The organism is Acinetobacter pittii ATCC 19004 = CIP 70.29, assembly GCF_000369045.1.
In the GTDB taxonomy this organism is placed as follows: Bacteria; Pseudomonadota; Gammaproteobacteria; order Pseudomonadales; family Moraxellaceae; genus Acinetobacter; species Acinetobacter pittii.
On sequence record NZ_KB849786.1, the window covers coordinates 914,565 to 927,347 of the forward strand.

At 35.8% G+C, this 12,783-nt stretch carries 12 protein-coding genes; 8 read left to right on the plus strand and 4 right to left on the minus strand.

The genetic code is table 11. The features are described 5' to 3' along the window. Positions 1-5 precede the first annotated feature (5 nt). The 5 genes from F928_RS08425 to F928_RS08445 all read left to right on the plus strand — a co-directional run bounded on the left by F928_RS08425 (position 6) and on the right by F928_RS08445 (position 4,323). On the plus strand, positions 6-767 hold the full coding sequence (locus F928_RS08425) for an SDR family NAD(P)-dependent oxidoreductase (RefSeq protein WP_002163150.1): 762 nt from the start codon (positions 6-8) through the stop codon (positions 765-767). Between the two features lie 9 nt (positions 768-776). Further along, complete coding sequence (locus F928_RS08430) at positions 777-1,460, plus strand: SDR family NAD(P)-dependent oxidoreductase (RefSeq protein ID WP_005073724.1); 684 nt, start codon at positions 777-779, stop codon at positions 1,458-1,460. A 77-nt stretch (positions 1,461-1,537) separates the two neighbouring features. Further along, positions 1,538-2,095, plus strand: a complete 558-nt coding sequence (locus tag F928_RS08435; protein ID WP_005073725.1) for a chorismate mutase — start codon at positions 1,538-1,540, stop codon at positions 2,093-2,095. 49 nt (positions 2,096-2,144) lie between these two features. After that, the gene (locus tag F928_RS08440) at positions 2,145-3,164 is read left to right on the plus strand and encodes a hypothetical protein (RefSeq protein WP_002163148.1); all 1,020 of its coding nucleotides are present in this window, start codon (positions 2,145-2,147) and stop codon (positions 3,162-3,164) included. A 607-nt stretch (positions 3,165-3,771) separates the two neighbouring features. Beyond that, on the plus strand, positions 3,772-4,323 hold the full coding sequence (locus F928_RS08445; protein ID WP_002163153.1) for a TetR/AcrR family transcriptional regulator: 552 nt from the start codon (positions 3,772-3,774) through the stop codon (positions 4,321-4,323). A gap of 76 nt (positions 4,324-4,399) precedes the next feature. Here F928_RS08445 and F928_RS08450 read toward each other — a convergent pair whose 3' ends face one another. Further along, positions 4,400-6,589, minus strand: coding sequence for a TonB-dependent receptor family protein (locus tag F928_RS08450; RefSeq protein ID WP_005073727.1), 2,190 nt, complete (start codon positions 6,587-6,589; stop codon positions 4,400-4,402). Positions 6,590-7,085: 496 nt separating this feature from the next. Here F928_RS08450 and F928_RS08455 point away from each other — a divergent pair, with 496 nt between their 5' ends. Continuing rightward, the gene (locus F928_RS08455; RefSeq protein ID WP_005073729.1) at positions 7,086-9,320 is read left to right on the plus strand and encodes a TonB-dependent receptor; all 2,235 of its coding nucleotides are present in this window, start codon (positions 7,086-7,088) and stop codon (positions 9,318-9,320) included. Between the two features lie 94 nt (positions 9,321-9,414). Next, positions 9,415-10,098: a Fe2+-dependent dioxygenase gene (locus F928_RS08460; protein ID WP_005073730.1), complete on the plus strand. Its 684-nt coding sequence runs from the start codon at positions 9,415-9,417 to the stop codon at positions 10,096-10,098. A 41-nt stretch (positions 10,099-10,139) separates the two neighbouring features. Here F928_RS08460 and F928_RS08465 read toward each other — a convergent pair whose 3' ends face one another. The 3 genes from F928_RS08465 to F928_RS08475 all read right to left on the minus strand — a co-directional run bounded on the left by F928_RS08465 (position 10,140) and on the right by F928_RS08475 (position 12,282). Then, entirely contained in the window at positions 10,140-10,535 is a 396-nt protein-coding gene (locus tag F928_RS08465; RefSeq protein ID WP_005073733.1) for a Fur family transcriptional regulator, read from the minus strand. A 395-nt stretch (positions 10,536-10,930) separates the two neighbouring features. Further along, positions 10,931-11,446 (minus strand): hypothetical protein, encoded by a 516-nt coding sequence (locus F928_RS08470; protein WP_031945752.1) that lies wholly within the window; start codon positions 11,444-11,446, stop codon positions 10,931-10,933. Positions 11,447-11,559: 113 nt separating this feature from the next. After that, the gene (locus F928_RS08475) at positions 11,560-12,282 is read right to left on the minus strand and encodes a type 1 glutamine amidotransferase (protein ID WP_005073737.1); all 723 of its coding nucleotides are present in this window, start codon (positions 12,280-12,282) and stop codon (positions 11,560-11,562) included. 265 nt (positions 12,283-12,547) lie between these two features. On the opposite strand from F928_RS08475, the gene F928_RS08480 reads away from it, so the two are divergent. Next, the gene (locus F928_RS08480; RefSeq protein ID WP_005073739.1) at positions 12,548-12,778 is read left to right on the plus strand and encodes a hypothetical protein; all 231 of its coding nucleotides are present in this window, start codon (positions 12,548-12,550) and stop codon (positions 12,776-12,778) included. Positions 12,779-12,783: the final 5 nt, after the last annotated feature.

The window sequence follows — 12,783 nt, forward strand, 5'->3', positions numbered from 1 at the left end:
CGTCTATGACATCAGCAACACCAGATAAAACACAAGATTGTGCAGTTGTTATTGGCGTCGGGGCATCACAGGGGATTGGTGCAGCGGTGTGTCGTCTGTTCGCCAAAGAAGGCTTAAAAGTCTATGTTGCTGGACGTACTTTCCAGAAAATTGAAGCAGTGGCTGCCCAAATCCATGCAAATGCAGGGGAAGCTGTAGCGTTTCGTTTAGATGCAGAAGATATACACCAAGTACAAGCCCTGTTTGACACCATTACAAGTCAAAATGAGCGTATTACTGCTGTCATTCATAATGTGGGGGGGAATATTCCTTCCATCTTTTTACGCAGCCCATTGTCGTTTTTTACTCAAATGTGGCAATCCACTTTTTTATCGGCCTATTTAGTTTCTCAAAGCTGTCTAAAAATCTTTAAAGATCAAAATCACGGTACGCTTATTTTTACTGGAGCGAGTGCGTCTCTACGCGGCAAACCTTTTTTCGCAGCTTTTACGATGGGAAAATCTGCCTTAAGAGCTTATGCCTTAAATCTAGCCCAAATCTATAAATCACAAGGCATCCATATTGCTCATGTGATTATTGATGGCATGGTCGATGGCGATAGAGTGAATAAAGCATTATTTGGTCTGGGGCGGTTAGCTCGTCTTACGCGTGGCACTGGCGGACTTAATATTGATGCAATTGCAGAAAATTATTGGATGCTTTACCAACAAACACCTCAGCTCTGGACACATGAGTTGGATTTACGCCCTTATCAAGAAAAATTTTGAGAAACTAAAATGCTAAAAAAAATATTTCAAAAATTTCAAAAAAAGCAGGGCTGTGTTGTAGTGGCTGGTCATGACCTTCAACTGATTGAGCGTGATTTTGTAATTCTAGATAAAAACGCACATTGTCCATTACATCTTTATCAAGTTGTGCATGATTCAACTGCGCAAAAGATGAAAATACATTCTATAAATGATGGCGTGACAGCAGTTCAATTAAATTTAGTGAATGCAGATCACTTAAAATGCTTATTGCGTTATTTTTCAAAACATGGGCATACCATTGAACTCTGTGTATTTCAGCCGAGTTTTTCATCTTCGCCCAATATCGAAGCTTTATCTTTAGAAGAGATTGAACACAGTTGGCAGACCACAGGTTTAAGTGCAGTAAGTGTTGCTCAAGCTGTGATTAAGCCTATGCTTAAACAACAGCGAGGCACGGTTATTTTTCTTGGCGCACCCTCTAATCACTCTATCCATTACGATGTGATAAGCCAAAGCATGTTTGCAAGCATCCGTGCTTTAGCACAGTCACTAGCCAGAGAGTTTCAACCTAAAGGCATTCATGTTAGTTATTGCATGATTGAAAAATGGGAAGGGCAAAACCAGCACTTTACCTCATCTCTCAAGCAAGTATGCCAACACATCTATCAGCAACCTGATTCGGCATGGAGCCAAGAACTCAGCCTATCTTAAAGTTTTACTTTCGCATGTTCTTGAAATACAGTACTGAGTTGAAATGATCATAGAACAATAATTTCGGTAGGTTTTAAATGGTGGATATAACGAGTTTTCAGCGAACTGTTCAGATCGTGTCGACCTTGGCAGCTTTTATGTGTATTTCTTCACTCGCCCAAGCATATCAATATGATCAAACTGTTCGTTTAGTTAACGAGCGTTTATCCTATATGAAAGATGTAGCGGGTTATAAAGCAGAGCAGCATTTGCCGATTGAAGATTTAACTCAAGAAAAGAAAGTTCTCAATCAATCGCTTTCTGAAGCTGAATCTTTTGGTTTAAATAGCGAAACAGTAAAGCCATTTATTGTGACCCAAATGAATGTTGCCAAGGCCATTCAATATCGATATCGCGCAGATTGGTTGTCGAGTCCTGAAAGCAATTGGAAGCCCCAAGATCTAGCTGAAGTACGTTTAAAAATTAGTTCTCTAAACACTGAGCTTCTAAAAAATATCGCTTATGAACTTAAGAAAAATCATAACAAAGCACCTCATGGTTGTAGCTATATGTGGTCTGTTCAACATCCTCAACTTAAAGAAGCTGACAAAAAAGCTTTATGTGTGGCATTAAATAAAATTCAGTTAAAAGACTGAATCTATTTAAGATAATTAAAGCACTAAATTTGTTATCAGGAGAGGTTTTATGAAAAAAGCTTCCTCAATATCTTTTCTTCTTAAGAAGAGATATTTACTGATACTTTTGTTAGTTGCAATCTTTAGTTATGGCAAATATCAAAATTACAAAGAAAAGATTTTATTTAGAGAATATTATTTACATCCACCATTGTATAGAGAGATTTGGCCATCTGAATTTGACCCTAATGGAGTCATATTAGATATTCCAGCAAACTATCTTATGGATGCAACTGCTATTTCTGAATCTTCACGAAAGAAAGATCTAGAATTCAGAGAAAAGCAAAGGTATGAGAGCAGCAAAGCCTTATGTGATAGATTTCAATGTACTGAACTTTTTCAAGTTCTTTTACCTGAGTACAAAGGAAAAACATTAGAAAATTTACATATTTTTAATCCTGAATCAGTAAGAGCTGATTATGAAATACCTAAAGACTGGCAAGAGTTTCATAAGTATGTAATTTGGTTTTCCTTAAATAGCTGGATACCTAAGAATCATAAAGTGAATGCTAGTGATGCAGAAATTACAATGGGTATAAATTTAAGTTCAGTGTTTCATCCGAAAGAGTATTTTGAAACGCCAAAATTAATTAAATATATACAAACTAAACCAGCTCCAGAATTAGGCTTAACAGAAGTGGTATCACTAGATCCTAATTTACCAGGCGGGTTCTATAAAGTTCTTGTTTATAAGGATTGGCAAAAGAAATATCCTGAGGATGTAACAGAGGATTATAATCATTATAAGATTTATTTTAAAAAAGACGCTGGTGGAAATATAGTTTCTTATATTAGTTGTAGTACTTTTGCTCGTACTTATTTATTAAGTAAACCAGATCCTGAACAGGCTATTCTAGAAGACTATGCTAGACCAAATCAGCAATACTATTGTAGACATACTTTTAATGTGAAGGGACTGCCGATGAGTATTACCGCACATTACAGTGATATACATTTAGCTGATTGGCAGAATATAGAAAATAATTTAACTCGGCTTATACAGTCATTTCATGTAAAAGAGACTAAGTAAGTTTCAATATTTAAAGCTCTTGTTATTTAAAGAGCTTTTTTATATTCAATACTCTTACTTCTTAAGTTTAGAACATTGACACCCAAAACCTCTCCGATTATCCTTTGCCTGCTGGCCACATTGCCAGTCGGTTTTAGCAGACCGTTTTCATCTAGATCATCAAAAGAGCAATTTTTTGGTGTCGAACTCGTTCGTCTCCCTTCGTAGCGGTAGGACGGAGGAGGGACGCCTTCGGGCGTGCCGGTTCCTAGATGACTGGTCTGCTAACCCTTCTTCGTTCTGCCACCATAATCATTTAGCAGTGATTTGGTAGAACTTCTATTTCATCTAGGAGTCCGCTATGCGTACTATTTCTTCTTTACTGGTCTTTGCCAAAATCTCTCTATTCATTCCATTTAAACAATCTTTAAAACGGTTTAATCGACTCTAGGTTTTGCACCTAAAGAATCGTTACGACTAAAAAATCATAGCAACAATAAATCTGAGATAGGCGAGCACACCATTATTTGTGCGGCTTTTGCATGCCTGTTTTTAGCGCTCATTTTAAGAGTGACGGCAATTCTATCTCTTTCACTTACAACAAAAAATTATTTTATACGGTATAAAAATGCCAAATTTAGAAGCATCATTTAGAGCACTTCGCGTACTACACGCGGCAAGAGATTTGTTTAATCAATATGGGTTTTACATCGGGATTGACCGAATTATTACGGATGCCAAAATTCCCAAAGCCACTTTCTATAACTACTTTCACTCCAAAGAAAGGCTCATTCAGATGAGCTTAACTTTTCAAACAGATTCATTAAAACATGAGGTGTTTTCAATTATTCATTCGTACCGCGAACTTATGATGTTTGATAAGCTCAAGAAAGTTTACTTTTTACATGCAAACTTAGATGGCTTTTATCGTTTGCCATTTAAAGCCATTTTTGAAATTGAAAAGCTTTATCCAGTAGCTTATGAGGTCGTCAGCGACTATCGAAAATGGTTCATAAATGAAATTTATAAGTTGCTTTTAACCGTAAAAGTTACCGCTACAGTTGAAGATGCCTACATGTTTTTGTTTGTGATTGATGGGGCAATGGTCCAGCTTTTAAGTGCAAATAAGATCGATGAAAGAGATAAATTATTAGAATATTTTATGTCGACGCTCGCTTAGATTGGTTAGTACTCTAAGGTTTAATTCTTATAAAAAAGCCCTCCGAGGAGGGCTTTTTATTCAATTTGGTTTAGCTTTAAAAATCAAAAGAGGTTTGTAGATAGAACGTACGTGGTAGTCCTACATACTTACCGCCAGTAGAGTCTGTTGAGCGAGTAAAATATTGCTTATCAAAGACGTTTTTGATTCCACCCGCGATTTTTAAACCTTTAACTTGTGAACTTAAGTCATAAGAGGTACGTAGCGCAAAAGTGGTATAACCCGGAATATCTCCATATTTACCATCAGCAGTTTCTTCTGTTTGATAGACATTACTATCTGGAAGATCTGGTGAATGCTGCTTAGACTGCGCAAACATATCCGCATTTAAAGACCATTTATCTACTGTGTAACCTAACCCAACATTACCGACATGACGTGAGTAAAACGGTAGGTCTTTATCTTTAAATTGACCTGCTTCAGCGACTGCTTTGGTGAAAGTATAGTTTCCATATACTTTTAAGCCTTCCAGTGCATCAGACAATTGTCCGAAATCATAGCTAATACCTGTTTCGACACCTTTGTGGCTGGTTGCCCCTAAATCTGTCCAGATTCCGTTATTAGCAGCATCACGAACCAATGAAAGCTCTTTATCAAAGTCTAAATAGAACACGGTAAATTCGGCATTTAAACCATTGCCCAAATATTTGGTGCCAATTTCATAGTTGTTCGACTTTTCAGGATGTAAGCCTTCGGTTGTAGCCGTTGCGGTTGTTCCTTCAAGACGAGCTAATTGACTGTATTGCTGTGGACCGAACGATACGCCTGCGTTTGCAAATATATTCCAGTTTTCATTTGCTGAGTACATCACGGATAAACTTGGTAAAAATTCGTCTGAATCAATTTTTGGATAAACAGTATTAGGTTGTCCTTTGTTATAACCTGTGAAGTTATTATGGGTTTCAATTGATTCGAAACGAACACCCGGTGTGATGGTCCAACGGCCGAGTTCCATACGGTTGTCGATATATACAGCATGTGCTTTAGTACCGCCTTCACTACTACTACGTGGAGCAAAATCTGGCACTGATGAACCTGCTGCATAAGATGCAGTACGTCCTGCAAATTCAGAACTTTCTTCTTTCAAATAGCGATAGCCAACCGTTACTTCATTTTGAGTATTACCAAGTTCATAAATGCGAGAGTAACGCGGTTCAATTGCATAGACTTTATAATCGCGTGGAGCAGAATCGAGGCGTTTTTGCCCATTCGCTAGTGTAGTCTCAAGATTACTAGTACGGAAAGAGTCGATGTAGTAACTCAAAACCTCGAAGTTATTTTTTTCATCTTTATGGTTATAACGTAAAGAGACATCTGTACGTCGACCTGCAAAATAGTTTTTTTCACCAGAAGATTGATACGGGTTTTCAGCATATTGCGCCTGAGTTAAACCCTCTGGCATTTCGCCGCGACCTTCATAGTGATGCAGATTTAAAGCAACTGAGTCTTTATCATTAAATTGATAAGCAGACTTTAGCATTACGTCATCGATATCAATTTTGTTGTTAGCTTCTCGATAACCGTTTCCTTTAGTCCCTGAATATAAAAGGGCAAGGCCTAAACCATTATCTAAAGTTCCACCCACAAATAGATTAGGGCTCAGTTTTACTTGGTCAGTACCAGAGGCATATTCTGAAGTTAGGCTAACGGTTCCGCTAAAATCTTGAGGAATTGATCGAGTAGCAAAGTTAATAATTCCGCCTACGTTTTGAGGCCCAAAACGAACCGATCCCGCACCACGCACAACGTCTACTGATTCAATATTTCCAATTGAAACAGGTGCTAAAGATAACTGTGGCTGACCATATGGTGCAAATGAAAGCGGAACGCCGTCAACTAAAACTGTTGAACGAGGTGATAGGCGAGATGCTAGACCACGGACACCAATATTGAGTGAAACATCACTACCACCTGTTCCGCTGCTATCTTGAGCTTGAACTCCAGGAATTTGTTTTAATGCTTCTCGAATTGAAGTTGCAGCTGTTTCATCCAAACGTTTGCGGTCAACAATAGTTCGAGCGCCAGCATGTTTGTGAACGGTTTCAGCATTAGCTTCTTCTAGCCAGTTACCTTGCGCCTTAATGGTAATAGTCGGTAAAGCACTAGTAGTTGTATCTTCAGCATGTGCAGGAAGTGCGAGATAAGTACATGCAATTCCGATTGCATAGCTAAGCGTAGAAACTTTGAACTTAAAATTTGGTAGTGAAAGAGGGGTTGAGCGGTCCATGTTGATGTATCGAAATCCTAAACGATAATTATAATCATTATAGCGAAAAAGTAACAAAATTTTATAAAATGGTTTATGTTTTTTTAAGAATTTTAAACTTTTTCTAAAAGATTACTTTTGATAATAATTTCAAATAGCTGACTATGATTTAGATATAAATAATAAGATTCTAGCTAGACATTGGCTGTTAAAAGATTGAAGCCCTCTTATGTGCAGCCACGTATAATTTCTATTTAAAGACACAGTAAGTATAAAAGTGGTAGAGGGCTCAAAAGTACACTATTACAAACTTACAGTAGATAATCAGGTAATAAGTTGAGTTTAAAGGCTATTTGTGTGAAATTGAAAATAATTTCATAAATATTTTTAATTAAAATCAAAGAATTATTAATTTTTATTGAACATTTGTTATAGGATTTTTATATTAAATTATTGTTTTAATAATCAATAATCATTATTATTCGCGCTAATATTTACATGAACACACAAAATATATATGGAATTTATTAAGTCTCGCAAGAAGATTGCTAAATCAGCAATAGCTTCTTCATTATCAATTGTAGCTACAACTGCAATGGCTGCTCAGGAAAATTCTGTAGCGCTTCCATTAATTCATGTTCAAGCAGATGCAGAAGTTGCACAGAGCCTTAAAGTTGATAAATCGGCTAACTCTAAATTTGTCGCACCTCTGTTAAATACACCAAAATCAGTTTCAGTAATTTCAAAACAACTTATTGAAGATACCAAAGTAAATACATTAAGCGACGCACTTCGTACTGTACCAGGCATTACCTTAGGTGCTGGAGAAGGCGGTAACCCGAATGGGGATCGACCATTTATTCGTGGTTACAATTCAGAAAGTTCGATGTACGTTGATGGTATTCGTAACTCATCATCACAAAACCGTGAAATGTTTGCTATCGAGCAAGTTGAAGTGACTAAGGGGTCTGCTTCTTCTATGGGTGGTGCAGGTTCTGTTGGCGGTAGCATCAATATGATTTCTAAAGTTGCTAAAAAAGGTGACTTTTTAGAAGGCTCTGTACAAGCAGGTACCGATAATTATCAACGTATCACATTAGATGGTAATAAAGACTTCGGTAATGGTACTGCTGGTCGCGTTGTTCTTATGGGGCATAAAAATGAAAAAGCGGGTCAAAGCGATGGCGCTGAATACAAGCGTGTAGGTATCGCACCTAGTATTACATTTGGATTGGATACACCAACACGTGCAACTTTAAGTTATTACTACTTAAGATCTGATGACACTCCAGATTCAGGTGTTCCATATAATTACGATACGGCTAAAAAGGCAACTGTTGGTAAGCCTGTTGATGTTAAACAAGGTATTTACTATGGTTTAAAAGGTCGTGATTTCCAAAAACAAGAAAATCATATTGGTACTTTTAAAGTAGAGCATGATTTAAATGAAAATCTTACTCTTGCTAACACCGTACTCTACAGCAAATCAAAAAATGATTACCTTTGGACTCAGCCAGATGATTCAAAAGGTAATGTAGCAAACGGTAAAGTTTGGCGCCGTATTAACTCTCGAATTACTGACACTGATATTTTCACCGATCAATTATCTTTAAGAGGTAAGTTCAATACTGGAGCTATCAAGCATAGCTTTAATGTCGGTGCAGAATACAGTGATCAAGAGTCAGATAAAGGTAGCTACACGACAACATATCCGGGGTATGCAGGTTCTACAACGGGCGGTTTTAATAGTGACTGTGCTATTAATGATGCATGGTGTACTTCATTAACTAATCCTAATTCTAAAGATGCGTGGTTAGGTGGTCGTATTGCCAATAAAGCAACTACGACAACGACTACAAAAAATACTTCTGTCTATTTATTAGATAATATTGAGTTTAATCCTCAATGGTTACTTGATTTAGGTGTTCGTTGGGACAAGTTTGATACCGAACAGGTGACAAATGCCACTGGCGCTAAAATCGAGAGTAATAAAGATTTTGTTACTTATAATGCAGGTGTAACTTTCAAACCTACTGAAAATGGTAGTATTTATGCAAGTTATGCAACTTCTGCTAACCCTGTAGGTGTTGATGGCGGTGATGGATCTGAGTCAATCGGTCAAGCTTATATGGACCTTAAACCAGAAGAAAGCCAAACCATTGAATTGGGTACAAAGTGGAACGTTCTAAACGAAAAACTTAATTTAACTGCTGCCATTTTCCGTACAGAGAAACAAAATACACGTATTCAAGTTGACTCAAGCCATTATACGAATGGCGGCGATAGTAAAGTTGACGGTATTGAACTTTCAGCAAACGGAAATATCACTGATAAATGGGCTGTGAGCGCAGGTTACACCTACTTAGATAGTGAAAATACTGATCCAGGGCCAAGTTGTAGTCGTGCTGGTGTATGTAATCCAGAAAATGCAGCTAAAGGTAAGCAACTTCCAAACGTACCTAAAAACTCTGCAACTTTATGGACTACATATAAAGTATTGCCTCAAGTTACTGTGGGTGCTGGCGCTTTCTATGCTGACAAAGTATATGGTGATGCAGCTAATACAAAATGGGTTCCTTCATATGTTCGATATGATGCAATGGCTCGTTATGACGTTAACAAGAATGTTAACTTGCAACTTAACTTAAATAACCTTTCTGATAAGCGTTACTTTACTAAAGCATATGCTTCACACTATGCAACTGAAGCAGAAGGCCGTAGCGCAGTATTATCAGTTAACTTTAAATACTAATAAGTTTAAAAATTTATTAGTTTGAATAAGTAATCTAAAATAGCCTCAATATGAGGCTATTTTATTAATTAAAGCTATTTTTAAAGGTATCGCCGTGATTCACCATATTCCTAATGTACTTAATAAAGACCAAGTCCAGTTTTTCCGTCAAGAAATGGACAAAGCAGAATGGGTTAATGGAAAGGTCACTGCTGGTACACTTTCAGCTACAGTAAAACATAATCAGCAATTGCCTGAAGAACATCCTCTAACTCATCAACTGAGCAATATCATTCTTGATGCTTTAGGAAAACATCCATTATTTCTATCTGCCGCAATTCCCCTAGATATAATCCCACCATTATTTAATCGCTATGAAAATCATGAGTCTTTTGGTTTTCATGTAGATAATTCAATACGCCTAATACGTGGCAGTAATCAGCGTTTAAGAACAGATTTATCGTGTACGGTTTTTTTAAGTGAGCCAGAAGAGTATGAAGGTGGGGAACTCGTAATTGAAGATACGTATGGATATCATGAGATTAAATTACCTGCTGGTGATATGATTTTGTATCCATCTACTAGTCTACACGAAGTCACCGCTATTACTTCAGGCTGTCGTATAGCGTCTTTTTTCTGGGTTCAGAGCATGATTCGTGATGATGCAGAGCGACATATGTTATTTAATCTAGACCAAACTATTCAAAACTTACGTATGCAACTAGGTGATGATCATAAAGAAGTTTTGAACTTAACCAATACTTATCACAACTTAATTCGTAAGTGGGCTGAGGTTTAAATAACAAGGTGAGTAATTAAGTAGCGTAGATTATTTGTAGGCTACTTATAAATATTTACTTCAATATTTAACGCTTTTTCATCAATTTTTTTCAACAAGCATTCTAGTAGTTCTTCTACTTTTTCATCATATTCAAAAGGATGAGATTTTCCAGTTTTGGTATTAATAAGATTTAAACTAATTTTATTAGAGGCTGGTCTATAAATCCCTCTATTACTTTTACCCAAAACAACTCTTTTAATTAATTTTCTATGTTCGAGTTCCGCTAAAGTACGATATGTCGTGGCTAGACTAATTTTTAAATTTTTCTTTTGAGATAGTAGGTATATTTCTTCTGCAGTTATTCCCTTATCGTTCTCATGTAAAAAACGAAAAATAGCAACTCGCGAAGGTGTAGCTGATAAACCCGTTTCCATTAACGCTTGATGATAATCCATTTAGTTCCTCTGCTAATGGCTTCTTTACATTTAAATTGATTACTAAGGCTTTTTTAGACGTAGGTAAAAAAATCTATTTGAAAACCAATGATATTAGTCTTAATTGTAAACCATTTGGTATAAAAAGTATTATGATAAAAAGTAAAAATACTAATAGAAATAACAAAAGTTAGCAGTCTATTCTTTTTTAGAAGCTCATATTTACCATACCATTAAATTTTTAGACTCTCATGACCTGAGTTCTATTTTGCTCAATGATCTCTGTTAGCTTTTCACATGATTGATTTACTTTTGTTATAGGTAATGCAATACCTATGAATTGAGAGTTGTAAAGATGAAGGAAGTGGCATTCCTAAAAGTAACATTTAAAAAGCCCTCCGAGGAGGGCTTCAACTTTATTTAAAGTTAGGTTGATTTAAGATTTTGTAGACCTTTTCTTTATATACATCATTAGAAATAATACCTTTATCTCGCTGTTGTTTTAGCGATTTAAACTGTTGGCCACGAATTTCTCTTTGAATACCCACATTATCATGATGTCTAATGTAGTAAAGACTACGCTCATGATCGCTCATATTCACTGTTTCATCAGTAAACGAAGAAGGCTTTGCTTCATTTTCTTGATATTGTTTTGCAATTTCAAAAAAATCTACGTTTTGAGAATGAGGAGAATTAAATGAATTTTGTTGTTCAGTCAGCTGATGGTTCTGAGTGTTAGCATTTATTTCAAGCATACTTTTATGCTGATTAAATCTAGGGCGGTTATATTCTTGTTTCGTTTGAAATGTGTTTGTTTCAGCAAAAGTGGAAGAAGAAAAAAGCCCAATATTTAAAGATAAAAAAGTTAATAAAAATCTATTCATTTCTTTGGGAGTCCAATTGAAATTGAGTAAATCACTGTATTGTAACATTAAAATTTAATTTTTGAAGGTTTGACTTCAAGAGTGCTTGATCAACTGGTAAATAATAAGATCTGTAGCGGAGCGTAAAAGCCAATTTAAAAAGGCTTTTTACACTCATTTTTTTAAGATCGTTTTGAATATTCTTCTTTCAATTTATCCAGAAAAATAAAGAGGTTTTGATTCATTTCTTGATAGTCATGCGCCCGTAATTCTTCACGAGTATTCACGAATTTATAATGGTGAGCCTGATTTAACTCGACTTCTGAATGTTGAATCAGTAATTCAACTACTTCTGAAGTTAACTCCATATGACATTGTAGGCCATAAACTAATTTGGAATATTCAATAATCTGTCTTGGACAGCCTGCGCTAAAAGCAATAATTTTTGCGTTGGGAGTTAAACCTGGCATGTCGTTATGCCAATGGCCAACTTCAGTCATTTTTCCTAAGTGAGAAAGCTTAGAATGTATTATTCCGTATTCTGTAAGCATAATTGGAAACTTACCAATTTCTCGCTCTGGACTATGTTCAAATTTGGCACCTAAAGCTTCACCGATCAATTGAGAACCTAGGCATACCCCAATAACCACTTTATTTGCTTCAATTGCTTTTTTAATGATTACTTGTTCGGCTAATGAATTAAAGTGAGGGCACATATCTAATGTAGTATCAGGACTTTGTGGGCCACCCATTACAATAAGAAAGTCGATATCTTCAACAGAACTTGGCAAAACTTCATTTAAATACACTCTTGAATAGGTAATTTTGAAGTTATTCATTTTGCCCCAAATTTCATATGCGCCAGGCGCTTCAAAATCTTCATGAACAATAAAATGTAACCGCATAACAATCCTTAAAATCTAAACATTAATAGGTCGATCATTGGTTAAAAATCAAGGAAATATTAAAAGTAGAATAGGGCCTTTAATACATCCAGTTTTGAAAACGTATATGGGCCAGCTTTATTTGTTTTTATCGAAGTTAAAATTAATATTTGTTTTTAAAATACATACGATATATTTATTGTTAAGTTAAACTAAATTATTCTGATGTGACAATGGCAGTTCAATTTGTTAAATTGTGTAGCTTTTATCAAAGTGGACAAAATTTATGAAGACATTTTTAGTTATATCTTTATTGGGTTTTGGGCTGATTGGCTGTGCTTCATCTCCATATAATTCTCAAGAAAATTATTTGAATAAACCTCTAATAGTTCCAGAGAATAAAGCTTTTAATAGTTTTAAAACACCTGAACATGGGATTTTCACTGATCGAGATGTCTATAATATAAATATATCAGAAAATTCGAATCTAAATTTTCGTTATGAAGTTCCTTTTTAAAGAAA